Origin of the sequence: Cupriavidus oxalaticus (assembly GCF_016894385.1) — a bacterium.
GTDB lineage: Bacteria > Pseudomonadota > Gammaproteobacteria > Burkholderiales > Burkholderiaceae > Cupriavidus > Cupriavidus oxalaticus.
The window spans coordinates 1495451-1519497 of record NZ_CP069811.1 but is presented as its reverse complement, the minus strand read 5'-3'; the positions used below and the strand labels follow the sequence as shown (position 1 = coordinate 1519497).

General features: G+C 67.6%; 20 protein-coding genes. 12 read left to right on the top strand and 8 right to left on the bottom strand.

The window, feature by feature from the left end; all coding sequences use genetic code 11:
- Positions 1-21: 21 nt before the first annotated feature.
- The 7 genes from JTE92_RS06685 to JTE92_RS06655 form a co-directional block, all read right to left on the bottom strand.
- Positions 22-993, bottom strand: coding sequence for an ABC transporter ATP-binding protein (locus tag JTE92_RS06685; protein ID WP_063239219.1), 972 nt, complete (start codon positions 991-993; stop codon positions 22-24).
- Positions 994-1117: 124 nt separating this feature from the next.
- The gene (locus JTE92_RS06680) at positions 1118-2107 is read right to left on the bottom strand and encodes an ABC transporter ATP-binding protein (RefSeq protein ID WP_063239220.1); all 990 of its coding nucleotides are present in this window, start codon (positions 2105-2107) and stop codon (positions 1118-1120) included.
- A 136-nt stretch (positions 2108-2243) separates the two neighbouring features.
- Positions 2244-3899 (bottom strand): ABC transporter substrate-binding protein, encoded by a 1656-nt coding sequence (locus JTE92_RS06675; protein ID WP_306431096.1) that lies wholly within the window; start codon positions 3897-3899, stop codon positions 2244-2246.
- 142 nt (positions 3900-4041) lie between these two features.
- The gene (locus JTE92_RS06670; protein WP_063239222.1) at positions 4042-4992 is read right to left on the bottom strand and encodes an ABC transporter permease; all 951 of its coding nucleotides are present in this window, start codon (positions 4990-4992) and stop codon (positions 4042-4044) included.
- The gene (locus JTE92_RS06665; RefSeq protein ID WP_063239223.1) at positions 4992-5948 is read right to left on the bottom strand and encodes an ABC transporter permease; all 957 of its coding nucleotides are present in this window, start codon (positions 5946-5948) and stop codon (positions 4992-4994) included. The genes JTE92_RS06670 and JTE92_RS06665 overlap by 1 nt, the downstream gene beginning before the upstream one ends.
- A 233-nt stretch (positions 5949-6181) precedes the next feature.
- A complete protein-coding gene (locus JTE92_RS06660) occupies positions 6182-7321 on the bottom strand; it encodes an acyl-CoA dehydrogenase family protein (protein WP_063239224.1) in 1140 nt (379 codons plus the stop codon).
- A 45-nt stretch (positions 7322-7366) separates the two neighbouring features.
- Positions 7367-8551, bottom strand: a complete 1185-nt coding sequence (locus tag JTE92_RS06655; protein ID WP_063239225.1) for an acyl-CoA dehydrogenase family protein — start codon at positions 8549-8551, stop codon at positions 7367-7369.
- A 532-nt stretch (positions 8552-9083) separates the two neighbouring features.
- Here JTE92_RS06655 and JTE92_RS06650 point away from each other — a divergent pair.
- From JTE92_RS06650 to JTE92_RS06615, 8 genes are all read left to right on the top strand, one after another.
- Positions 9084-10436 (top strand): MFS transporter, encoded by a 1353-nt coding sequence (locus JTE92_RS06650; protein ID WP_232353440.1) that lies wholly within the window; start codon positions 9084-9086, stop codon positions 10434-10436.
- A 54-nt stretch (positions 10437-10490) separates the two neighbouring features.
- Complete coding sequence (locus JTE92_RS06645) at positions 10491-12572, top strand: 3-hydroxyacyl-CoA dehydrogenase NAD-binding domain-containing protein (protein ID WP_063239227.1); 2082 nt, start codon at positions 10491-10493, stop codon at positions 12570-12572.
- 186 nt (positions 12573-12758) lie between these two features.
- Positions 12759-13613 (top strand): STAS domain-containing protein, encoded by an 855-nt coding sequence (locus JTE92_RS06640; protein ID WP_063239228.1) that lies wholly within the window; start codon positions 12759-12761, stop codon positions 13611-13613.
- 14 nt (positions 13614-13627) lie between these two features.
- Entirely contained in the window at positions 13628-13996 is a 369-nt protein-coding gene (locus tag JTE92_RS06635) for an STAS domain-containing protein (protein WP_063239229.1), read from the top strand.
- Entirely contained in the window at positions 13993-14406 is a 414-nt protein-coding gene (locus JTE92_RS06630; protein WP_063239230.1) for an anti-sigma regulatory factor, read from the top strand. Before JTE92_RS06635 ends, JTE92_RS06630 begins: the two co-directional genes overlap by 4 nt.
- A gap of 28 nt (positions 14407-14434) precedes the next feature.
- Entirely contained in the window at positions 14435-15433 is a 999-nt protein-coding gene (locus tag JTE92_RS06625) for an ATP-binding SpoIIE family protein phosphatase (RefSeq protein WP_063239231.1), read from the top strand.
- 2 nt (positions 15434-15435) lie between these two features.
- A complete protein-coding gene (locus tag JTE92_RS06620) occupies positions 15436-16344 on the top strand; it encodes a sensor histidine kinase (RefSeq protein WP_084254608.1) in 909 nt (302 codons plus the stop codon).
- A 2-nt stretch (positions 16345-16346) separates the two neighbouring features.
- Positions 16347-18332 carry a hybrid sensor histidine kinase/response regulator gene (locus JTE92_RS06615; RefSeq protein ID WP_063239395.1) on the top strand — a complete coding sequence of 662 codons (1986 nt, stop codon included), beginning with the start codon at positions 16347-16349 and terminating at the stop codon, positions 18330-18332.
- Between the two features lie 16 nt (positions 18333-18348).
- Here the strand turns inward: JTE92_RS06615 and JTE92_RS06610 are convergent, their stop codons facing one another.
- The gene (locus JTE92_RS06610; RefSeq protein ID WP_084254609.1) at positions 18349-18951 is read right to left on the bottom strand and encodes a hypothetical protein; all 603 of its coding nucleotides are present in this window, start codon (positions 18949-18951) and stop codon (positions 18349-18351) included.
- 375 nt (positions 18952-19326) lie between these two features.
- Here JTE92_RS06610 and JTE92_RS06605 point away from each other — a divergent pair, with 375 nt between their 5' ends.
- The 4 genes from JTE92_RS06605 to JTE92_RS06590 all read left to right on the top strand — a co-directional run bounded on the left by JTE92_RS06605 (position 19327) and on the right by JTE92_RS06590 (position 23946).
- A complete protein-coding gene (locus JTE92_RS06605; RefSeq protein ID WP_063239232.1) occupies positions 19327-19632 on the top strand; it encodes a DUF485 domain-containing protein in 306 nt (101 codons plus the stop codon).
- Positions 19629-21290 carry a cation acetate symporter gene (locus JTE92_RS06600; RefSeq protein WP_063239233.1) on the top strand — a complete coding sequence of 554 codons (1662 nt, stop codon included), beginning with the start codon at positions 19629-19631 and terminating at the stop codon, positions 21288-21290. Before JTE92_RS06605 ends, JTE92_RS06600 begins: the two co-directional genes overlap by 4 nt.
- 302 nt (positions 21291-21592) lie before the next feature.
- Complete coding sequence (locus tag JTE92_RS06595) at positions 21593-22840, top strand: CaiB/BaiF CoA transferase family protein (protein ID WP_063239234.1); 1248 nt, start codon at positions 21593-21595, stop codon at positions 22838-22840.
- A 128-nt stretch (positions 22841-22968) separates the two neighbouring features.
- Entirely contained in the window at positions 22969-23946 is a 978-nt protein-coding gene (locus tag JTE92_RS06590; protein WP_063239235.1) for a Bug family tripartite tricarboxylate transporter substrate binding protein, read from the top strand.
- Positions 23947-24047: the final 101 nt, after the last annotated feature.

The window sequence follows — 24047 nt, the reverse complement described above, 5'->3', positions numbered from 1 at the left end:
GGGTTTGCCGCGCGGCGCCCGTCAGCCGTACAGGTGGCAGGCCACCATCTGCCCGTCGCCGTGGTCGCGCAGCACCGGGTCGGCGCTGCGGCACTGGGGCATTGCAGAAGGGCAGCGCGTGTGGAAACGGCAGCCCGAAGGCGGGTGCATCGGGCTGGGGACTTCGCCCTGCAGCACGATGCGCTGGCGCCGGCGTTCGGCGCGCACGTCGGCTACCGGCACCGCGGACAGCAGCGCGCGCGTGTACGGGTGGCGCGGCTCGGCGTAGAGCTGGTGCCGGCTGGCGATCTCGACGATGCGGCCCAGGTACATCACCGCGATGCGGTCGCTGATATGGCGCACCACCGCCAGGTCATGGGCGATGAACAGGTAGGACAGGCCCAGGCTGCGCTGCAGCGCCATGAACACATTGACCACCTGCGCCTGGATCGACACGTCCAGCGCCGACACCGGCTCGTCGCACACGATCAGGCTCGGTTTCAGCGCCAGCGCGCGCGCAATGCCGATGCGCTGCCGCTGGCCGCCCGAGAACTCGTGCGGATAGCGGTCGGCCATGTAGGGCAGCAGGCCGACCATGTCGAGCAGCTCGGCCACGCGCGCCTGCAGCGCGGCACGATCGCCGGCCAGGCCGTGGACCTGCAGCGGCTCGGCGATGATGTCGCGCACCTTCATGCGCGGGTTCAGCGACGCGAACGGGTCCTGGTAGACCATCTGCACGCTGCGGCGGAAGCGCTTCTCGCGCGCGCCGCTGAAGCCGGCGAGGTCCTCGCCGTCGAAGGCGATCCGGCCCGCGCTGGCGGGCAGCATCTTCATGATGGCCAGCCCGGTGGTGGACTTGCCGCAGCCGCTTTCGCCCACCAGCCCCAGCGTCTCGCCGCGGCGCAGCGTGAACGAGACGCCATCGACCGCCTTGACCGAGCCGACCTGGCGCTTGAGCAGCACGCCGCGCGTCACGGGGAAGTGGACCTTCAGGTCTTCGACCTTCAGGATCACGTCGTCGGATGGGAGCGGTGGGCGAGAGGCGGGAACCTCGGCGCTTGCGCTGCCATGCGTGCGATCCGTGCGATCCGTGCGATCCGTACATTCAGGCGGCGCGACGCTGCGCGCCAGGGGCGTGTCAATGTGCGTCATGGACGAAGCAAGCCTTGAGGTGTTGGTCGGAAGTCCGCCCGGATATCGCGCGCAGTTCGGGCGGCGCCTGCCGGCACTGTGCCTGCGCCAGCCGGCAGCGCGGCAGGAAGGCGCAGCCCGGGCCCAGCGCGGTCAGGTCGGGCGGCTGGCCGTCGATCGGCACCAGCGGCTGGCTGGTGTCGCCGTCCAGGCGCGGCACGCACGCCATCAGGCCGCGCGTGTAGGGATGCGCGGGATGGCGGTACAGCTCGTCCGCGCTCGCCGTCTCCACCAGCCGCCCGCCGTACATCACCGCGACGCGGTCGGCATAGCGCGCCACCACGCCGAGGTCGTGCGTGATCAGGATCAGCGCCGTGCCGGACTTCTGCGCCAGCCCCTTCAGCAGGTCCAGGATCTGCGCCTGCACGGTGACGTCGAGCGCGGTGGTCGGTTCGTCGGCGATGATCAGCTTCGGCTTGCAGGCCAGCGCCATCGCGATCATCGCGCGCTGCCGCATGCCGCCCGAGAACTGGTGCGGATAGGCATGGACGCGGCTGCGCGGCTCGGGGATCTGCACCTGCGCCAGCAGCTGCGCGGCCTCTTCGTAGGCGTCGCGCCAGGCGCGGCCCTGGTGCACGCGGATCGGCTCGGCGATCTGCTTGCCCACCGTCAGCGCCGGGTTCATCGACGACATCGGCTCCTGGAACACCATCGCGATGCGGTTGCCGCGGATGGCGCGCATGGCCGCCGGCCTGAGTTTGAGCAGGTCCTGTCCCTCGAAACGGATCTCGCCGGACTCGATCACGCCGGGCGGCTGCGGGATCAGGCCGAGGATCGACAGCGCGGTCACGCTCTTGCCCGAACCCGACTCGCCGACGATCGCCAGCGTCTCGCCGGCGGCCACGTCGAACGAGACCCGGTCCACCGCGGTGACCACGCCGCGGTCGGTGCGGAAGCGCGTGGTCAGGTTCTTCACCTGCAGGATTGGCTCTGTCATGGTTGCGTCCTGGTAAAGGCCAAGGCCTCGCTTGTCGTCCCCGCGCAGGCGGGGACCCAGTGTCTTTTTATGCCCTGGCGGGCTCGAAAGACGCTGGATTCCCGCCTGCGCGGGAATGACAGTGACGGGGCCAAAATCAGAAGCCGAGCTTCTTCTTCATCTCCTGGTCGATCCAGGCGCGCGCATAGATGGGCCCGTTGCGCACCGCGCCGGCGCGCAGCTCGCCGTCGTAGTTCTTGACCCACGGCCACCACGCGGTGAACAGGTAGGGCGTGGGCAACCAGATATACGGCGCTTCGGCCAGGATGTCGCGGGTCATGGCGCGCAGCGCTTCCTGGCGCTTGCCCAGGTCGCGCATCTGGAAGGCCTGGTTGACGCGGGCATCGAACTTCGGGTCGCTCCACTGCGAGGCGTTCCACACCTGTCCCGCGACAAAGCTCTTGCGGATCGTCGTGGTCGGGTTGGTATGGCCGTTGTTCATCATGTAGCCCGGCGCATTGGTTTTGGTGGTCATCGCCGACAGGAAGGCGCCATACTCCATCGGCTGGATCTCGATGCGCACGCCTACCTGCTCCAGGTACGCTGCGATCAGCGGCAGCATTTCCATATGGTCCTGGCTGCAGGCGCAGACCTGCACCTTGAACTTGAAGCCCTTCGGGTAGCCGGCCTCGGCCAGCAGCTTCTTTGCCTTCTCCGGGTTGTAGGTGAACAGCTCCTTGACCGACTCCGGCATCGCGCTCAGCGGCTCGAAGTAGCCGCTGTAGTCCGGGTGCTGCGGATAGGCGAACAGCTCGGCATTGCCGCCGTAGTACTGCTTGACGATTTCCTGCTTGTTCACCGCCATGTTCAGCGCGCGGCGCACGCGGATATCGTTGAACGGCTTGGTGTCGACGCGCAGCGCCAGGTATTGCCCGGTGTAGGACAGCCAGCGCGACCACTTGAGTTGCGGCGCGCTCTTCTTCAGCTCATCGACGGCGGTCCAGCGCACCATTTCCAGCACGTCGAGCTTGCCGGTGCGCAGCATGGTGTTGCGGGTGGCCTCGTCCTTGACGGTGCGCAGCACGACCTTGTCGGCAAAGGGCAGCTTGTAGTCCTTGCCGTCGATCTTCTCGGTGTCCCAGTACTGCGCGTTCTTCGCATACGTGCTGGAATTGCCCTGCACGAACTGGCTCAGCGTGAACGGGCCCGAGCCAGTGACGTTCTTCCAGTTCGCGGCGCCCGCGGTGGCAACCTCCTTGGGCATGATGCCGGAGTAGTAGCCCCAGCCGAAGCGGTAGTCCCATTCCGCATTGAATTCCTTGAAGCGGAACACGACCGTATGCTTGTCGACGGCCTCGACCTTGCTCAGGTGGTCGAAGTAGGTCGGGATCTTCTTGGCGCTGGCGCTTTGCCGGCTGTAGCTGAACACCACGTCCTCCGCGGTCAGCTCGCGCTCCTCCATCACGCCCGGCTTGGCCGGGAAGCGGACGTTCTTGCGCAGCTTGACCTCGAGCGTGAGCGGGTCGGTCCATTTCCAGCTTTCGGCGAGTTCGCCGCGGATGGCATCCTCGGGCAGCCAGGCGTCCGCCTGGAAGGCGTACTTGCCGCCGTTGCGGCGGGCCTTGGACAGGTCGGCGGCGAAGAGCTGCTCATAGACCTGGCCGGTGTCGTAGTTCTGCTTCCAGTTCCAGTCGCCCAGGTCCCACGACAAGGCGGAGATGGTGGGGTAGACCGAGCCGACTTCAATGGTGCCGCCATACTTCGGCGCTTCCGCCTGCGCGGCTGCCGTGCCGCAGGCGAAGGCCGCGGCCATCGCCATTGCCGTCGCCGCTATCGCCAGGGAAGCCCGCCTCGCCATCCTGCCGTCCGTCTTCACGCTGCGCACCATCGTCTGCTCCTTTGGGGATCATGATGTGCCGGCTCGTCATTGCCGGCCGCTCGTCAATCTGCTGTTCTCAGCGGCTGCCCCGCATGCGCGGGTCGAGCAGGTCGCGCAGCGCATCGCCATACACGTTGATCGCATAGACCACGATGGTCAGGCAGGCGCCCGGCGCCAGCGCCAGCCACGGGCCCTGGAACATGAAGGTGCGGCCGTCGCCCGACAGCATGCCGCCCCAGGTCGGGGCCGGCGGCGGTACGCCGAGGCCGAGGAAGGACAGGCCCGACTCCGCCAGGATCGCGGTGCCCACGCGCGTGGTGAACAGCACGATCACCGGCGGCAGCACGTTGGGCAGGATATGGCGCCACAGGATGCGGCTGGTCGACGCGCCCATCGACTGCGCCGCATGCACGTACATGTTCTCGCGCACCGACACCACCGCGCTGCGCACGATGCGCGAGCCGCCGATGCCGAGCAGCAGGCCGAGCGTGCAGACGATCTGCCAGCTGCCCGGGCCCAGCACCGATACCACCACGATCAGGATCACCAGGTCGGGAAAGCTCATCCACGCATCGACCATGCGCTGCACCACCAGGTCGAACTTGCCGCCCAGGTAGCCGGTCAGGATGCCCAGCAGCAGCGAGATCACCGTGGCCAGCGTCGCCGCCGACAGCCCGATCACCACCGACAGCCGGGCGCCGTACAGGCAGCGCGAGAACATGTCGCGGCCAAGGTTGTCGGTGCCGAACGGATGCGCCCACGAGGGCGGCTGCAGCCGCGCCATCATGTTGATCTCGTTCATGCCATACGGCGCCAGCAGGTCGGCGAACACGCCGCAGAACAGGAACACCGCGCAGATCACCGCGCCGGCGGCGCCCAGCGGCTTGTCGCGGAACAGCCGCCGCAGCAGCGCGAAGCGAGGCTGGCGTTGCCGGGCGGAGCGGGGCAGGGTGCCAGGCAGCGCGGCAGGCAGCGCGGCAGGCAGGGTGGCGGAAGCGGCTTGCGGATCGACGGTCGGGGGTGCCATCAGCGGTGCCTCACTTTGGGGTCGAACAGGCCGTAGCTCAGGTCGACGAGCAGGTTGATCAGCATCACCGCGACGCCAACCACGAGGAAGACGCCGGTGATCAGCGGATAGTCGCGCTGGTGCACGGCATCGAGCAGCAGCAGGCCCATGCCCGGCACCACGAAGATCTGCTCGATCACCACGGCGCCCCCGATCAGCAGCGGCGCCTGCAGGCCGATCAGCGTCACCACCGGGATCAGCGCATTGCGCAGCGCGTGCCGCACGATCACCAGCGGCTCGTTCAGCCCCTTGGCCCACGCGGTGCGGATATAGTCCTGGCGCAGCACCTCCAGCATCATGGTGCGCGTCATGCGCATGGTGATGGCCGACAGCGCCATGCCGAGCACGATGGCCGGCACCAGCATCTGCCTGACATGCTGCACCGGGTCTTCCAGGAAGGGGACGTAGCGCACTTCCGGCGACCAGCCCCACCACACCGACGGGAACACCATCACCATGGTGCCGAGCCAGAAGCTGGGCACCGCCAGCATCAGGATCGAGAAGGAGCGCGCCACATAGTCCGCCGCGGTGTCCTGCCGGATTGCCGACAGCACGCCGATCGGCAGCGCCACCGTCAGCGCCACGGCCAGTGCCAGCACGCCCAGCGAGAAGGTCGCGGGAATGCGCGCCATCACCATCCTCAGCACCGGCTCGCCTTGCCACAGCGACTGGCCCAGGTCGCCATGCAGCACGATATTGCCGACCCAGTGCAGGTACTGCTCCCACATCGGGCGGTCGAGACCGAGCGCGCGGACCAGGTCTTCGCGGGTGCGGGTATCGGCGCTGATGTCGTTCTGGCTCAGCATCAGGTCGACCACGTCGCCCGGCACCAGCCGCACGATGGCGAACACGATGATGCTGGCGAAGACCAGCGTGGGCAGCAGCGCCAGCAGGCGGCGCAGGACATAGGCGCTCATGACCGGCCTCCGTGCGCATGCCGGCTAAGTGACGTGCCGCCAGCCGTTGCGGCCCTTGTCTGGAATGCGGGTGTCCATGGACTTGCCGACATGCTGCCTCCTTGCTGGCGGTCGGGCCGGTGCGAGCGCGTGGCGCCGCAACCGGGCAGCCGTTGCCGCCTCGGTGTTGCGTGATGTCCTGCAGGCCCCTGCCGATGGAGCCGCCTGTGTCAGTCGCTCAGTAGCGCAACAGCTCAGTAGCCGCGCAGCGTGGCCCAGCGGTCGAGCTGCCAGTTCGCGTCGCCCAGCCATTCCTGCGCGGTGCGGGCGCGCTTCATGAAGAAGCCGATGTCGAATTCGTCGGTCATGCCGATGCCGCCGTGCATCTGCACGCCTTCCTGCACCGCCAGCGTGGCGGTATCGCCGGCCTTGGCCTTGGCCACGCAGACCAGTGGCTCGGGGCCGTCGGCATGGCCTTCGTCGAGCCGCTGCTGGCAACGCAGCACGGCGGCGCGCGCGAGTTCGATCTCGGCAAAGAGATGCGCGGCGCGGTGCTGCAGCGCCTGGAACTCGCCGATGGCCTTGCCGAATTGCCTGCGCTCCTTCAGGTAGGCCAGCGTGCGCGTGAAGCTGGCATCGGCGATGCCGAGCAGTTCGGACGACAGCACCGCGCGGGCGATGTCCAGCACGCGCTCCAGCATTTGCGCTCCCGCCCCCGCGTTGCCCAGCAGCGCATCGGCCGGCACCCTGGCTGCGTCGAAGGTGATGCGCGCGGCGTTGGTGGCATCGGCCAGCACGCAGCGCTCCACCTGCACGCCGGCGTGGTCGCGCGGCACCAGGAACAGCGAGATGCCGTCGCTCGCGCCGGCGGCGCCCGTGCGCGCGGCGACCACCAGCGTATCGGCCACATGGCCATCGACCACGAAGACCTTGCTGCCATCGAGCACATAGCCGTCCGCGTCGCGCCGCGCCTGCGTGGCGATGCGCTCGGGCCGGTGCCGGGCGGTTTCATCCAGCGCCAAAGCCATCAGGTGCCGGCCCGCGGCGACCGCCGGCAGCAGCGCGCTGCGCTGGCTGTCGTTGCCATACAGGCCGACCAGCGATGCGCCAAGCACGGCGGTGGACAGGAAGGGCAGCGGCGCGAGCGTGGTGCCGATCGCTTCCGCAATCACGCCGGCCTCGACCGCGCCCAGACCGCTGCCGCCGTAGGCCTCGTCGATCATTACCCCGGCGAAGCCGAGCGCGGCGCAGCGCTGCCACAGCTCGCGCGAGAAGCCGGCGGGGTCGCGCGTGTCGCGCAGCGTGCGCAGCGCGGAGATCGGGGCGTTCTCTTGCAGGAACGTCATGGCGCTGTCGCGCAGCATCTCCTGCGTGTCGGTCAGTACGATGGGCATGGCGGCGTTTGGCAGGTGTGGAATCGTGGAGGGTTGCGCGGCGGCTCAGGCGCCGGGCAGGCCAAGCAGGCGCTTGGCGACGATATTGAGCTGGACCTCGCTGGTGCCGCCCTCGATCGAATTCGCCTTGGTGCGCAGCCATGCCCGCGCCAGCGCGCCTTCCTGGCTGCGCGGGCCTTCCCATTCGAGCGCATCGGTGCCGCCGGCCGACATCAGCAGCTCGTAGCGCCGCTTGTTCAGTTCCGCGCCGTAGTACTTCAGCACGGACGAGAACGCGGCCATGCCTTCGCCTTGCCGCGCCAGGTCGCGGGCGCGCTCGCCGGCCGCGGCGAAGGCGGCCTCGTCGACCTCGAAGCGCGCGATCTGCGCGCGCAGCATCGGGTCGTCGAGCCGATGGCGCTCGTCCACGCCGATGACCTTCGCGGCATGGCGCCCCAGCGGCTGGCGGAAGCCACGGCTGCCGATCGCGCTGATCATCTCGCGCTCATGCGTCAGCAGGTACTTGGCGATGGCCCAGCCACCGTTGAGCTCGCCGACCAGCTGGTGGCGCGGCACCTTCACGTCGTCGAAGAAGGTCTCGCAGAAGGGCGATTTGCCGGAGATCAGCACGATCGGGCGCGTCGAGACGCCCGGCGACGCCATGTCGAACAGCAGGAAGCTGATGCCGGTGTGCTTCTGCGCGGCGAAATCGGTGCGCACCAGGCAGAAGATCCAGTCGGCCTTGTCGGCATACGAGGTCCAGATCTTCTGGCCGTTGACCACGAAATGGTCGCCGCGATCCTCGGCGCGCGTCTGCAGCGCGGCGAGGTCGGAGCCGGCGTTGGGTTCGGAATAGCCCTGGCACCAACGGATCTCGCCGCGGGCGATCCTGGGCAGGTGCTCGCGCTTCTGCGCCTCGGTGCCATATTTCAGCAGCGCGGGCCCGAGCATGGAGATGCCGAAGCTCTGCAGCGGCACGCGGCAGTGCAGCCGCTGCATCTCGGCGCGCAGCACCCGTGCCTCGGCTGCGCTCAATCCGGCCCCGCCATACTCGCGCGGCCACTCCGGTACGGTCCAGCCCTGTTCGGCCATCCGCTGCAGCCACAGCCGCTGCGCCTCAGACTGGTAGCGGAACTTGCGGCCGCCCCAGCAGATGTCTTCCTCGTCCTGCATCGGCAGGCGCATCTCAGGTGGGCAATTGGCCTCCAGCCAGGCATGTGCCTGCTGCCGGAACGTTTCCAGTGCGTCCAAGCTCGTCTCCTTGTTGTGCGCCTGTGGGCCCGCGTCCTGCGCTGTTGCCTGGCGGCCGGCAGGATCAGGGGCACTGCGACAGCAGTCTTAGTTTTCGAAAAGCGTCGACAGCTACGCAGCGGCAGGAACTTTTATACAAGCCGCTTCTGGCATCGTCAATACTCCAAAACCTAAACCGGGCGGCAGGACGCTGTCATCCGGAAATGAAGGGAAGAGCCACGACGGGAGTGGAAGCCGCCACGGCAAAGGCGCAGGCGCGCTAATGCGGCGCAGCAAACTTGCGCGAATATGCGGAATTTTCATGGCATGTATGGCTGAAATCGTGGGACTCTTGCCGCATTGCCATCGCCTTGGCAGCGCTCGCCTTCCCGCCCTCGGTGCTAGCTTGCCGCCTCGATGCCCGGATTTCGAAACTGCTCAGTGTCGCCACGCTCGAAAAACGAACGCTTGTGCTAGCATTTATCGCAGCCATACCAAAAACACGAAAAAGCATCCGGCACCGCATCGGGCCGGACCCATAGCGGGAGACAACGTGACAACGCAGGCCGGCATGAGCGGCGCGCTGCCGGGCGAAGCCGCCCAGGTGGAGCAGCAACGCGCCGAACAACATTTCCGCGACCATGTCGACCGCCACCTGCCGCGCAATGCCAGGGCATTCCTGATCCACGGCATGCTCGGCATGACCGGCTTCCGGCTGGTGACCGCGCCCACCTTCGTGCCCGCCTACCTGTACCTGTTGTCCGGCTCGAAACTCACTGTGGGGCTCGTGCTCGCGGCGCAATATGCCGGCATGGCCGCCTCGTCGATCTGGGGCGCGACGCTGATCGAGCATCGCCAGCGCGTGATGCCGCTGATCTACCTGGTGGGCTGGCTGGTGCGCGGCCAGATCCTGGGGCTGGCACTGTCGGCGCTGCTGCTGAGCGGGCGCGGCGCGCTGCTGGCCGCGGCGGCTTTCCTGCTGCTGTTCGGGCTGCTCAACGGCGTGCAGAACGTCAGCTTCAACTACCTGACCTCCAAGATCATCCCGCTGGCGCGGCGCGGGCGGCTGACTGCGTTGCGCAATTTCTTCGGCGGCCTCACCGCGGCGGCGGTGGCGTGGATGGGCGGGCGCTACCTGGTCGGCAACGACGTGTTCGGCAACGGCTATGCCGCCACCTTCCTGGCTGCCTTCGTGCTGACCAGCCTGGGGATCTCGGCGCTGGCGGGCATGCGCGAGCCGGCCCTGCACGACGTGCGCATGCGCGCCGGCTTCGGCCGGCGCGTGCGTGAATTGCCGGCACTGCTGGCAGCCGACCGGGATTTCGTGCGCTTCTTCGTGGCGCGGGCATTGGTGGCGCTGGGCATGATGGCGATGCCGTTCTATGCGATCTACGCCGGCCGGCTGCTGGGGCTGGACGGCGCCACGCTCGGGTATCTGAGCCTGGCCTACCTGCTGGCGCAGACGGGCAGCAATCTCGCCTGGGGCCGCGTCGCGGACAGGCATGGCTACCGGGTGGTGTTCCTGGCCAGCATCGCCACGTGGATCGCCGCCACGGCCTGGCTGCTGGCGTGCGCCACGCTGCCGGGCTTCCTGCTGGCGTTCTGCGGCCTGGGCGCGGGCTTCGGCGGCTTCTTTATCTCGGCGGACAACCTCGTGATGGAGTTCGGCGCACGCAAGGACCGGCCGATGCTGCTCGCGGTATCCGACACGGCCACGTTCGGCATGATGGCCGTCGGGCCGGTGATCGGCGGGCTGCTGGCGCAGTCGGTGCATTTCCCGCTGGTCTTCGTCGTTGCCATCGCGGTCAAGCTGGCCGCCTTTGTGCTGGCACTTCGCATTGCCGATCCGCGCTCGCGCCGGAAGCGGCCGGACCGCGCCGACGACATGGCCGGGCTGCGTGACTGAGGCATGGCCGGCCGATTCCCCTGTCCCCTTTCCCCGAACGTACAAGGAGCTTGCATGACCGCCATCAACGCAGTCACCAGCCTGGCCGTGGACGGCAATATCGCCGTGCTGACCGTCGATTCGCCACCCGTCAACGCGCTGTCCGCCGCCGTGCGCGCAGGCATCCTGCAGGGAATCGAGCGCTGCACCGCCGATCCGGCGGTGCAGGGCATCGTGCTGGCCTGCGCCGGCAAGACCTTCATTGCCGGCGCCGATATCACCGAGTTCGGCAAGCCGTTCGTGCCGCCCGGGCTGCCCGAGGTGCAGGCGGCCATCGAAAACAGCACCAAGCCGGTGGTCGCCGCCATCCACGGCACCGCGCTCGGCGGCGGGCTGGAGGTGGCGCTGGTGTGCCATTACCGCATTGCCGCGCGCAGTGCCAGATGCGGCCTGCCCGAAGTCCACCTCGGGCTGCTGCCGGGCGCCGGCGGCACGCAGCGGCTGCCCCGGCTGGTCGGGGTCGAAAAGGCGCTGGAAATGGTCGCCTATGGCACCCACGTGCCGGCGCCCGAGGCAGCGGAGATGGGCCTGCTCGACGCGCTTGCCGACGATGCCACGCTGCGTGCGGACGCCATCGCCTTCGCGCGCAGGATCGTCGAAGAGAAGCGGCCGCTGCGCAAGGTGCGCGACCTGGACGACAAGATCTCACCAGCGCGCGGCAATGGCGAACTGTTCGCCGCCTTCCGCAAGGCCAACGCGCGCCGCTTCCGCGGCTTCGAGGCGCCCGAGGCCAGTATCCGCTGCATCGAGGCGGCGGTCGAACTGCCCTTTGACGAAGGCCTGCGGCGCGAACGCGAACTGTTCCAGGAACTGATGGCCGGGTCCCAGTCCGCGGCGCAGCGCTACGTCTTCTTCGCCTCGCGCCAGGTCTGGAACGTGCCCGACATCGGCGCCGATGTGCCGTCGATTCCGGTGACCAGGGTCGGCATCGTTGGCGCAGGCACCATGGGCGGCGGCATCGCGATGAATTTCCTCAACGCCGGCATGCCCGTCACCATCGTCGAGACCACGCAGCAGGCGCTCGACCGCGGGCTGCGCACCATCCGCGCGAACTACGACAACACCATGAAGAAGGGGCGCCTGAGCGCCGCCGAGGTCGAGGCGCGCATGGCGCGGCTGACGCCCACGCTGGACCTGCAGCAGCTGGCCGATGCTGACCTGGTGATCGAGGCCGTGTTCGAGAACATGGAAGTCAAGAAGGAACTGTTCGGCCGGCTCGACCAGATCGTCAAGCCGGGCGCCATCCTGGCCACCAATACCTCGGCGCTGGATGTCGACGAGATCGCCGCGGCCACGTCGCGTCCCGAGGCCGTGATCGGGCTGCATTTCTTCTCGCCGGCCAATGTGATGAAGCTGCTGGAAGTGGTGCGCGGCGAGAAAACCGCGAAGCCCGTGGTGCGCACGTCGATGGAGCTGGCCCGCAAGATCGGCAAGGTCGCGGCGCTGGTGGGCGTCTGCCCCGGCTTCGTCGGCAACCGGATGCTGGCGCAGCGGCAGCGCGAGGCGCAACGGCTGGCGCTGGAGGGTGCGCTGCCGTGGGACATCGACCGCGTGCTGTATGACTTCGGCTTCCCGATGGGCCCGTTCGCGATGAGCGACCTGGCGGGACTGGACCTGGGCTGGGTGCGCGAGCGTTCGACCGGATCGACGCTGCGCGAGATCCTTTGCGAGATGGACCGGCGCGGCCAGAAGACCGGCGCGGGCTACTATGACTACGACGCGCAGCGCAACGCGCGGCCGTCGCCGGTGGTGGAGCGGGTGATCCGCGACTTTGCCACGCGCCAGGGCCGCACCCGCCGCGCGGTATCCGACCAGGAAATCCTGGAGCGCTGCGTTTTCCCGATGATCAACGAGGGCGCGAAGATCCTGCAGGAGGGCAAGGCGCTGCGGGCGTCCGATATCGATGTGATCTGGAACAACGGCTATGGCTGGCCGGTATACCGGGGCGGCCCGATGTTCTATGCCGACACCATCGGGCTGGACAAGGTGGTGCGCACGCTGCGGCAGTACGAGGAAATGCTCGGCGAGGAGTTCCGGCCCGCGCCGTTGCTGGCGGACCTGGCGGCGCGCGGCAAGCGGTTTGCCGATCCGAAGTAGCCATCAGCCATCGGGCATAGGACAGGCCCGGAACGGGCGCAGCCGTGCACGGCAGTGCACACGGCTGCGCCCGTCTTTGTTTTGCAGGGCGCGATGAAACGTGGAGTGAGCTATCAATCCCTCCTAGAATGCACTGACACCGACTCCTTTGTCTCCTGTGCATCGCTTACAACTTTCGCCATGCCCATGCGTCCAGAAAACCAGCGCCTTGCCGACCTGTTGCACGCCGAAGCCGAGAACCTGGCCGATAGCTGGGCCACCGAATACCAGTCGTTGTCCGGCGGCCGCGGCTGCACCGGCACTCTTGCCAGGGAGCAACGCTCCATCCTGCGGAGCCTCCAGGCAGCCTTGCACGCCAATGGCGATGCAGGCGGCTTCGAGCAGGCGCCGTTCGCCGAGCTGCGCGAGGCGCTCGCCGACCTGTCGGCTTCGCGTGCCGCGCAAGGCGAGACCGCGGACGTGACCAGCGGCTTCGTGTTGGCGCTCAAACGGCCGATCTTCGAGGCGCTGCAGCGCGACCGCAGCAATCTGGAAGCGCAGATCGAAGTGATCTGGGCCGCGTCCGCCATCGTCGATCGCATGGCGCAGTGGACCATGTCCACCTACCAGCGCAGCCGCGAGGACATGATCCGGCGCCAGCAGCAGGAACTGCTCGAGCTGTCGACGCCGGTGATCAAGCTGTGGGAAGGGGTGCTGGCGGTACCGCTGATCGGCACGCTGGACAGCAGCCGTGCCCAGCTGGTGCTGGAAACCCTGCTGCAGCGCATCGTCGAAACCGGCTCCACGCTGGCCATCATCGACATCACCGGCGTGCCGACGGTCGACACGCTGGTGGCCCAGCACCTGCTGAAGACGGTGACCGCGATCCGGCTGATGGGCGCGGAGAGCATCATCAGCGGGATCCGGCCGCAGATTGCGCAGACCATCGTGCATCTGGGCATCGACCTGCAGGACATCGTGACCAAGGCGACGCTGGCCGACGCGCTGGCCACCGCCATGCGGCTGACGGGGCACACCGTGTCCCGCCAGCCGGTCCCCTGACCGGAGGCACACGCATGGAGCGCATTCCGATCCTGCGGATGGGGTCCTACCTGCTGGTCACGATCCAGATCGACATGCAGGACCAGACCGCGCTGCGGCTGCAGGAAGACCTGGCGGCCAGCATCGAGCAGAACACGGCGCGCGGCGTGCTGATCGACGTGTCGGCGCTGGAAATGGTCGATTCGTTTATCGGCCGCATGTTCATCGGCATTTCCGACATCGCCCGCATCCTGGGCGCGGCCACGGTCGTGGTCGGCATCCGCCCGGCCGTGGCGATCACGCTGGTGGAACTGGGACTGCCCCTGAGCGGCGTCAGGACCGCGCTCAACGTCGAGCGCGGCATGGCGTTGCTGGACAAGGCGCAGCGAGGTGAGCTCAGGTGACGCAATCCGCGCTCGGTACCACCGGAACGATCCCGCTGCGCGACGAGCGCGATGTCGTGCAGGCCCGTTCCGTCGTGCGTACGCTGACCGGCCAGTTGCAGTTCTCTCTGGTCGAGCAGACTAAGATGATTACGGCGGCCAGCGAACTGGCCCGCAATGCCGTGGTGCACGGCCATGGCGGCGAAATGCGCTGGGAATTCATCGACGAAGGCGGTCGCCGCGGCCTGCGGCTGCATTTCGAGGACAAGGGCCCCGGCATCCGGGACGTAGACCTGGCGCTGACCGATGGCTGGACCACCGGCAATGGCCTGGGCATGGGCCTGTCCGGCAGCCGCCGGCTGGTCAACGATTTCTCCATCCGCACCCAAGTCGGGGAGGGAACCTGTGTCAGTGTCACTCGGTGGAAGTAGCGAACAGGGTCCCGCCGCCGTGCTGCCCATGGACGACGCCAGCCGGGTTGGTGAAGCCCGCCGGCTCGCAGCCGACCTGTGCGCGCGGCTGGCCTTTGACAGCGTGCTGGCGGGCCGGATCGCCGTGGTGGCGAATGAGCTTTCCAGCAACCTGGTACGCCATGCCGTCGGCGGCCGGATGTTGATTGGCGCCCGCGCCGCTGGCGACAGCATGCTGATCGAGCTGATCTCGCTGGACAACGGGCCCGGCATGCGAGATCCGCAGGCCTGCATGCGCGACGGCTATTCCAGCGCGGGCAGCGCCGGGCAGGGGCTGGGCGCCGTCCAGCGCATGGCCGACGACTTCGATATCGTCAGCCGCTTCGGCCAGGGCAGTGTCATCCTGGCGCGGTTCTACCGCGACCGGGAGCCGGGCGGGTGCCCGGTGCGCGCGGCGCCGGTGCGCGGCTGCACGGTCGGGGCGGTGTACCTGGCCGCACCCGGCGAGCAGGTCAGCGGCGACGGCTGGGCCATCGCTCAGCACGATGGCGGCGCCGACGTGGTGCTTGCCGACGGCCTCGGTCATGGCCCGCTGGCCGCCGACGCAGCCAGGGCCGCGCTGGCGGCGTTTGCCGAAATGCCCTGCGCCAGCCCGTCCCAGGTCGTCGAACGCGCCCACGCGGCACTGCGCAGCACCCGCGGCGCGGCGGTCAGCGCGGCGCGGCTGGACCTGCGCGGCAACCAGATCCATTTCGCCGGGGCCGGCAATGTGATGGGCCGCGTTGTCTCCGGCACTGCCGACCGCACGCTGCTGCCGCAGCACGGCACCCCCGGAATCCAGGTGCGTGCCATCCAGGAACAGGTGATGGATTGGCCGGCCTATGCGCTGGTGATCCTGTTCTCGGATGGCGTGCAGTCGCGCTGGCAACTGGACGATGCCAGCCTGTTGCGGCACGACCCCACGGTGATCGCCGCGTTTATCGTGTGGAAGTTCGGCCGGGGCCGGGATGACGCCACCGTGCTCGTGATCCGCCGCGCCGAGGACTGAGCATGGCCAGCCACGACTACTCCCGCTTGCCGCCGGACACCCCGCTGAGCCCGGACGAACTGCGCGAGGCACTGGACGTCAAGACCCGCGAATGCGAGGGCCTGCGCGCGGAACTGGAGGAAACCAACCGCGGCGTGCTGGCGCTGTATGCGGAACTGGACATCCAGGCGGAACAGCTGCGCCAGGCAACTGAGCTGAAAAGCCGCTTCCTGGCGTACATGAGCCATGAGTTCCGCACCCCCATCGTCGCGATCCAGAGCATCACCCGCCTGCTGATCGATCGCGTGGACGGTCCGCTCACCACCGAGCAGGAACGGCAGGTGATGTTCGTGCGCGAGACCGCCGCGGAGTTTGCCGACATGGTCAACGACCTGCTCGACCTGGCCAAGCTCGAAGCGGGCAGGGTCGACGTGTCGCCGGCATGGTTCGACATGGTCGCGCTGTTCGATACGCTGCGCGGCATGTTCAAGCCGGTGCTGACCAATCCCGAGGTGTCGCTGATCTTCGAAGAACCGCACGAGGTGCCGACCCTCTACAGCGACGACCGCAAGCTGTCGCAGATCCTGCGCAACTTCATCTCCAACGCGCTCAAGTTCACGCCGCGCGGCGAAGTCCGCGTTTCCGCGAGGCTGGTGGGCGAGGGCGAGGTCATGTTCTCGGTCAAGGACACCGGCATCGGCATCCCGGCGGCGATGCACGGCGCGGTCTTCCAGGATTTCATCCAGATCGATTCGCCGCTGCAGCGCCGCCTGCGCGGCTCCGGGCTTGGCCTTGCGCTCAGCAAGCGGCTGGCCGAGGTGCTCGGGGGGCGGGTCGGTTTCGAGAGCGAAGTCGATGTGGGCTCGCGCTTCTATGTCACGCTGCCGCTCACCTATCCGGCGGCACCGGCGGCGGGCGCGGCAAAGGCATGATCATGGACCCGCTATCCACGCAGCAGGCAGCACCCTCCGCGTCGCCTCCGCGCGTACTGGTCGTCGACGACAATACGGTCACCCGCTATTCAACCGTGCGCGTGCTCAAGAACGCCGGGTTCCACACGATCGAGGCCGATTGCGGGCTGGACGCATTGCGCCTGGCGCGGACGCCGGGCATTTCCGTGATGGTGCTCGACGTCAACCTGCCCGATATCGACGGCATCCAGGTGTGCGAACAGCTGCGTGCCGACCCGGACACCGCGACGCTGCCGGTGATCCATTTGTCAGCCACCTACGTGCAGGATTACGACAAGGCGCGCGGGCTGAATGCCGGCGCCACGGCCTACCTGATCCATCCCGCCGAGCCGGAGGTGCTGATTGCCACGGTTTCGGCGCTGGCCCGCGCCGCCGCTGCCGAGCGCTCGTTGCGCGAGAGCGAGGCACGCCTGCGCGCGATCTACCAGCAGGCCACCAGCGGCATCTGCGTGCTTGACTCTCGCGGCCAGCTGGTCGACGTCAATCCCGCCATGCTGACGCTCCTGCGCAGGCCCGCCTCGGACCTGCTCGGGCGGCCCGTCACCGCGCTCGCGCCCGGCGATTTCGCCGCGCGCGCCGCCGAAGCCACGGTGTCCGCGGACGAGGGCTGGCAGGGATCGTTTCCGCTGCTCGACGCGGCGGGCGCGCCGGTCCACCTCGACTGGAGCATTTCCCCTACCACGCCATCGGGCGACCGGGTCGCGGTCGTGGCTGATGCTACCGCTCGGCTGCACCTTGAACGCCAGCAGGAGCAGCTGATCGAGCGCGAACAGGCGGCGCGTGCCGGCGTCGAACGCGTGAACCGCATGAAGGACGAGTTCATCGCCATCCTCTCGCACGAGCTGCGCAACCCGCTCAATGTGATCTCCGTCTGGACCCATGTGCTGGGCCGCCACGTGAGCACGGACGAAGGACGCCGCGGGCTGGCCGCGATCGAGCGCAATGTCGCCATCCAGCAGCGGCTGGTGGCCGACCTGGTCGACGTGTCGCTGCTCAATGTCGGCAAGATGAAGCTGGAACGCGAGATGGCGAACCCGGCCACCCTCATCCGCGCCGCACTCGACAGCATGCAACTGATGGCCAGCGAGAAGCGGTTGTCGCTGGAGGCGCAGATCGCCCCGGACCTGGCGCAGGCTGCGTGGCTCGATCCGGCGCGCTTCCAGCAGATCCTGTGGAACCTCATCTCCAACGCGATCAAATTCTCGCCTGAAGGCGCCACCGTCCGCGTGATCGCGAAGTCCGATGCGGAAACGCTGAGCGTGTCCGTGGTCGACGCGGGCCGCGGCATCGATCCGGAATTCCTGCCGTTCCTGTTCGACCGCTTTACCCAGAGCGACGGCCCCGATCGTCGCGTGCAGGGCGGGCTGGGCCTCGGGCTGGCGATCGTCAAGCGCCTGGCCGAGATGCATGGCGGCATCGTGCAGGCCTGCAGCGAGGGGGTCGGCCGCGGCGCCACCTTTGAAATTGCCATCCCGCTGCTGGCGCCGGGCACCGAGCCAGTGGAGGCAGAAGCTGCCGGCGGCACTGACCACGGCGCACCCGAGAGCGCAACGCGGCTGGACGGACTCGATATCGTGCTGGTGGAAGACGACAGCGATGCGGCCGCCGCCCTCACTGCTGTTCTGGCCGGCTTTGGCGCCCATGTCCGCAGCGCGCGCGACAGCGACGACGCCCTGGCGCAGATGGCGAACGCCACGCCGGACCTGATCATCAGCGACATCGGCTTGCCTGGCCGCGACGGCAATGAACTGATCCGCGAAGTGCGCGCGCAGGAGGTGATCGGCTCGCGTGCGCGCGTGCCGGCCATCGCCCTGACTGCCTTCACGCGCCAGCAGGACCGGCGCCTGGCAATGGAAAGCGGCTTCGATGCGGTGTGCGCGAAGCCGCTGCGCCTGCAGGAACTGATCAGCGCAATCGAGATGGCGCTGCCGGGCGGAAAGTACGGCTAGGCCATACTGGCATTGCTTACGCCAATGCCCCATCGGAATAGATGTTGAACTTGCGCGCCGGGTCAGCCGATACACCACTGCGGTCCATGCCTGCCAGTGCACCGTCGGAATAGACGTCGAACTTGCGCGCCGGGTCAGCAGATACACCGCTGCGGTCCATGCCTGCCAGTGCACCGTCGGAATGGACGTCGAACTTGCGCGCCGGGTCAGCAGATACACCGCTGCGGTCCATGCCTGCCAGTGCACCGTCGGAATAGACGTCGAACTTGCGCGCCGGGTCAGCAGATACACCGCTGCGGTCCATGCCTGCCAGTGCACCGTCGGAATGGACGTCGAACTTGCGCGCCGGATCAGCAGATACACCGCTGCGGTCCAGGCCAGAGAGAGACTGCGCATCGGCGGAAGAAGCCTCGGTGCTGGCGCCTTCGGCAAACACGTCGAAGCGCGCGGCGCGTGCGCCGTCGCTGAACACATCGTGCATGCCGACCCGGAAGGAATAGCCGTACCTGTCGCCGGCGTGCCCGCTGTCGCGCGGCGCGGCGGCATGGGCGATGCTGGCGGTGCAGGCCACTGCGATCGCGGCGGTGGCAAGGAACGTGTGAGCGAACTGTCGAATCATGGCGGTACTCCGATGAACGGTAACAAGAGGGCAGAACGCTGCAGCGTCCGCTTGCATTTACGCAGGAGCCATGCCACCGGATGCAGCAGGAAGAAAATGCCGCCGACGTCCCGCTACCCGGGGAAATGCCATTCGTCCATGACAAGAGTGTTGGGCGCGGCCCGACTTGCGGCGCATGCTTCGCCCATGCCAACCAACAACCTGCATCGCCACGGAGCCTCCTGTCCCGCGCCTCACTCAGCGTTTACCCGGTGCCGATTTCCGTCCCGTGTAAGAAGCAGGTAAGGGGCGGCCATTACCTTATGCAGCACGGACTCGCGGCGTCCCGCCGCGGGTGCATCCGGCAAGACCACGCATAGATGGCAGGAGACAGGTATGCATGAAGATCTGGTCAGGCGACTGAAGGCCAATCCCAATTATCTGCAGCTGGTACGCAGGCGTTCGCGCCTCGGCTGGCTGCTGACCGCGGCGATGCTGGTGATCTACTACGGCTACGTGCTGCTGATCGCCTTCGACAAGGAACTGCTGGCCAGGAAGATGGGCGAGGGCGTGATGACGTGGGGCATGCCGATCGGGCTGTTCGTGATCGTCTTCACGGTGGTCATCACCGGGCTGTATGTGCAGCATGCCAACCGCACCTACGACGAGCTGACCGAACGTATCAAGCGGGAGGTCGCATGAACGCCCGCCACGCAATCTGCGCCGCCGCGGCGCTGCTGCTGTCGGCGAGCGTGTTCGCCGCCGGTGGCGACATGGGCCAGGCCGCGCGCCAGCCGACCAACTGGACCGCCATCGGCATGTTCGTGGTGTTCGTGCTCGGCACGCTGTACATCACCAAGTGGGCCGCATCCAAGACCAAGTCCGCCGCGGCGTTCTACACGGGCGGCGGCGGCATCACCGGCTTCCAGAACGGCCTGGCGATCGCCGGCGACTTCATGTCGGCGGCGTCGTTCCTGGGCATTTCCGCCGCGGTGTATGCCAACGGCTATGACGGCCTGATCTATTCGATCGGCTTCCTGGTGGGCTGGCCCGTCATCACGTTCCTGATGGCGGAGCGGCTGCGCAACCTGGGCCGCTTCACCTTTGCCGACGTCGCCGCATACCGCTTCAAACAGGCGCCGGTGCGCGCGTTCGCGGCATCGGGCACGCTGGTGGTGGTGGCGTTCTACCTGATCGCGCAGATGGTCGGCGCGGGGCAGCTGATCAAGCTGCTGTTCGGGCTGGAATACTGGGTCGCCGTGGTCATCGTCGGCGCGCTGATGATGGTGTACGTGCTGTTCGGCGGCATGACCGCGACCACCTGGGTGCAGATCATCAAGGCGTGCCTGCTGCTGGGCGGGGCCTCGTTCATGGCATTCATGGTGCTGGCGCAGTATCACTTCAGCCCCGAGGCGCTGTTCGCCAAGGCGGTGGAGGTCCATGCCAAGCAGGAATCGATCATGAGCCCGGGCAACTTTATCAAGGACCCGATCTCCGCGATCTCGTTCGGCATTGCGCTGATGTTCGGCACCGCCGGCCTGCCGCACGTGCTGATGCGCTTCTTTACCGTGCCCAATGCCAAGGAGGCGCGCAAGTCGGTGTTCTGGGCCACCACGTGGATCGGATACTTCTACATCCTGACCTTTATCATCGGCTTCGGCGCGATCGTGCTGGTGGGCACCAACGCGAGCTTCCAGGACGGCAGTGGCAAGTTGCTGGGCGGCATCAACATGGCGGCGGTGCACCTGGCCAGCGCGGTGGGCGGCAACGTGTTCCTCGGCTTCATCTCCGCCGTGGCCTTTGCCACCATCCTCGCGGTGGTCGCGGGCCTGACGCTTGCCGGCGCCTCGGCCGTCTCGCACGATCTCTATGCCACGGTCTTCAAGAAGGGACAGGCAACGAGTTCGGTCGAACTGCGCGTGTCGCGCATCACCACCATCATCCTCGGCCTGGTCGCGGTGGTGCTTGGCATCGTGTTCGAGAAGCAGAACATCGCCTTCATGGTGTCGCTGGCCTTTGCCGTGGCGGCGTCGGCCAACTTCCCGGTGCTGTTCATGTCGGTGCTGTGGAAGGGCTGCACCACGCGCGGCGCCACGGTCGGCGGCTTTATCGGGCTGTTGTCGGCGGTGGTGCTGACCATCCTGTCGCAGGCGGTGTGGGTGGACGTGTTCCACTTCGACAACGCGCCATTCCCGTACACATCGCCGGCGCTGTTCTCGATGACGGCCGGTTTCCTGGGAATCTGGTTCTTCTCGGTGACCGACAAGTCGGCGCGGGCCCGCGTGGACAAGGCCGGCTTCGAGGCGCAGGAGCTGCGTTCCGAGACCGGCATCGGCGCGGTGGAGGGAGCCAGCCACTGAAGCAGGCAGGTACCTCCCGGCAAATGTGAAGCAAGCGTGGCGCCCGGACATTCGACTACTGTCGGACGCCCGGGCGCCACGCTTTTTGGCCCCTGCGCGGAGCGTTGTCAAATTCTATTGAACATTTTGTCAATGTCGATTGGGATTGTATAGGCTATTTATCCAAGCAAGAATGATGGGCTGACCGCGCCACACCACGGCGCCACACTGCAGCCACGCCTGCCATGCGTGCCGCCAGCCCGGCATGGGCTACGATTTCCCTAAGACGGCTCGACCCTCGAAACAGCCCAAGGAGACAAGACTTGCAGACGCCCGAATCATCCCAAGGCATCGACTTCCCGCTTGAGGGGGTACGCGTACTCGATCTGTCGCGTGTGTTCGCCGGCCCGCTGTGCGGCCAGGTCCTGGCCGATTTCGGTGCCGAAGTCGTCAAGGTGGAGCACCCCGGACGCGGCGACGATACGCGCGACTGGGGCATGCGCATCGGCAAGACCGAGACCACGTACTTCAACAGCATGAACCGCAACAAGCGGTCGATCACGCTGGACCTGCAGAGCAAGGAAGGCGTGCAGATCGTTTACGACCTGCTGCCGCAGTTCGACGTGGTCATCCACAATTTCAAGACCGGCGGCGCCGAGAAGCTGGGCCTGGGCTACGAGCAGCTCAAGGCCATCAAGCCCGAGCTGATCTACTGCGCGGTCTCCGGCTACAACAGCAGCGGCCCCGAGGCCAAGCGTCCCGGCTACGACCTGGTGATCCAGGGCGAGGCCGGGCTGATGGCGCTCAACGGCGAAGCCGACACGCCGCCGCTGAAGTTCGGCGTGGCCGTGGTGGACCTGATGACCGGCATGTACGCCGCGCAGGCCGTGCTGGCAGCACTGTTCCGCCGCGAACGCAAGGGCAAGGGCCAGCTGATCGAGATGGCGCTGTACGACTGCGGCCTGATGGTGACCGGCTACTACGGCCTGGACGCCATGCTGCTGGGCCACGATCCGGCGCGCTACGGCAATGCCCATCCGTCGATCGTGCCGTACGGCATGTTCGAGTCCGCAGACGGCCCGCTGATCATCGCGGTGGGCAACAACAGCCAGTTCGACAAATTCTGCCGCCAGGTGATCGAGCGCCCGGACATCGTCGAGGATCCGCGCTACGCGACCAATGTCGAGCGCGCGAAGAACCGCGAGACGCTGACGCCGCTGATCACGGGACTGATCCGCAGCTTTGCGCGCGACCTGCTGCTCGAGCGCATGAGCGCCTGCGGCATTCCGTGCGGCAAGGTGGCCGGGCTGCACGAAGCATTGACCAGCGAACGCACCCGCCAGGGCGGCCTGCTGCGCGAGATGCCGCATCCGGTCGCCGGCACCACCCATGTGTTTGCACCGCCTTACCGGCTCGATGGCCAGCGCCTGCCGATCCGCAGCGCGCCGCCCACGCTGGGCGAAGGCACGCGTGCCGTGCTGCAAAACCTGCTGCAGATGAGCGATGAGCAACTGCAGGCGCTGCAGGCCAGCGGCGTGCTGACGCTGCCGGACACGCCCGCGTCCGCCTGAGCATTCGCGCCGCGCGCGGTGCCCATGGCAGCCCCATGGCGCACGCGCGGCGCGCCCGGCAAGGGGGCTGGATTGCCTTGCGCTGATTCAACTGGAACAAGAAAGTGCGTATTCGAGACATTACCCGTATGGTTCACTCGCGCCGCCGCGCGCTCCTGGCGCTGGCCGCCGCACCGCTGCTGGTCAGCGGCGCCTTCGCCCAATCGTGGCCGGCCAAGCCCATCAAGCTGGTCGTGCCGTTCCCGCCGGGCGGGCCCACGGATACCGCGTCGCGCATCGTCGGCCAGAAGCTGGGCGAAGCCCTCAAGCAGCCGGTGGTGGTGGAAAACCGCGCCGGTGCGTCGGGCTCCATCGCTGCCGCCCAGGTCGCCAAGAGCGCGCCGGACGGCTACACGCTGATGATGCTGGCCACGCCGACGCTGCTGGCGCCGTTCCTGTACAAGAAGGCAGGCTACGACACCACCAAGGATTTCACGCCGGTGGCCACGGTCTATGACCTGCCCATCGTGGTGGTGGTCAACCCGACGCTGCTGCCCAACGTGACCGACCTGTCCAAGCTGATCGCGCAGGCCAAGGCACAGCCGGGCAAGCTCAACTACACCAGCTCGGGCGCCGGCAGCTTCGGCCACCTGAGCATGGAACTGCTCAAGCAGATGGGCGGCTTCGAGATGCAGCACGTGCCCTACAAGGGTGGCGTGCCGGCGATCAGCGACACCATCGGCGGGCAAGTGCCCATCATGTATGCCGACCTGGTCGCGGCGCTGCCGCATATCCAGGCCGGCAAGCTGCGCGCCATCGCCGTCGGCTCGCCGCAGCGCGTCGCCATGCTGCCCGACGTCAAGACCATTGCCGAGCAGGGCTTCAAGGGCTATGACGCGGTGTCGTGGGGCGGCCTGCTGGCGCCGCCGGGCACGCCCAAGGACGTGGTCGACCGCATCTCCGGCGAAGTCGGCAAGATCCTGGCCGACAAGGAGGTGCAGGACAAGCTGCTGAAGGCGGGCGCCATCGCCAGCTATCAGGCACCGGCGCAGATGGGCCAGCGCATCCGCGCGGACTATGCCAAGTGGGGCAAGGTCATCCGCGACAAGGGCATCGCGGTCGAGTAACGCCTTTCCCAGCGTTTCCCCCGTGCAAAGGGTTGCCGCGAGAGAACGACAGCGCGCTTTCCGGCCGGCAGGCCTCGCGCCATGTGCGCTGATGCAGGCCT

Bases quoted from the DNA above. Each gene is read 5' to 3' on its own strand.
- JTE92_RS06680 (WP_063239220.1), bottom strand. From the start codon at position 2,107: ATGACAGAGCCAATCCTGCAGGTGAAGAACCTGACCACGCGCTTCCGC.
- JTE92_RS06675 (WP_306431096.1), bottom strand. From the start codon at position 3,899: ATGGCCGCGGCCTTCGCCTGCGGCACGGCAGCCGCGCAGGCGGAAGCG.
- JTE92_RS06670 (WP_063239222.1), bottom strand. From the start codon at position 4,992: ATGGCACCCCCGACCGTCGATCCGCAAGCCGCTTCCGCCACCCTGCCT.
- JTE92_RS06665 (WP_063239223.1), bottom strand. From the start codon at position 5,948: ATGAGCGCCTATGTCCTGCGCCGCCTGCTGGCGCTGCTGCCCACGCTG.
- JTE92_RS06660 (WP_063239224.1), bottom strand. From the start codon at position 7,321: ATGCCCATCGTACTGACCGACACGCAGGAGATGCTGCGCGACAGCGCC.
- JTE92_RS06645 (WP_063239227.1), top strand. From the start codon at position 10,491: ATGACCGCCATCAACGCAGTCACCAGCCTGGCCGTGGACGGCAATATC.
- JTE92_RS06640 (WP_063239228.1), top strand. From the start codon at position 12,759: ATGCGTCCAGAAAACCAGCGCCTTGCCGACCTGTTGCACGCCGAAGCC.
- JTE92_RS06635 (WP_063239229.1), top strand. From the start codon at position 13,628: ATGGAGCGCATTCCGATCCTGCGGATGGGGTCCTACCTGCTGGTCACG.
- JTE92_RS06625 (WP_063239231.1), top strand. From the start codon at position 14,435: ATGGACGACGCCAGCCGGGTTGGTGAAGCCCGCCGGCTCGCAGCCGAC.
- JTE92_RS06620 (WP_084254608.1), top strand. From the start codon at position 15,436: ATGGCCAGCCACGACTACTCCCGCTTGCCGCCGGACACCCCGCTGAGC.
- JTE92_RS06615 (WP_063239395.1), top strand. From the start codon at position 16,347: ATGGACCCGCTATCCACGCAGCAGGCAGCACCCTCCGCGTCGCCTCCG.
- JTE92_RS06610 (WP_084254609.1), bottom strand. From the start codon at position 18,951: ATGATTCGACAGTTCGCTCACACGTTCCTTGCCACCGCCGCGATCGCA.
- JTE92_RS06605 (WP_063239232.1), top strand. From the start codon at position 19,327: ATGCATGAAGATCTGGTCAGGCGACTGAAGGCCAATCCCAATTATCTG.
- JTE92_RS06600 (WP_063239233.1), top strand. From the start codon at position 19,629: ATGAACGCCCGCCACGCAATCTGCGCCGCCGCGGCGCTGCTGCTGTCG.
- JTE92_RS06590 (WP_063239235.1), top strand. From the start codon at position 22,969: ATGGTTCACTCGCGCCGCCGCGCGCTCCTGGCGCTGGCCGCCGCACCG.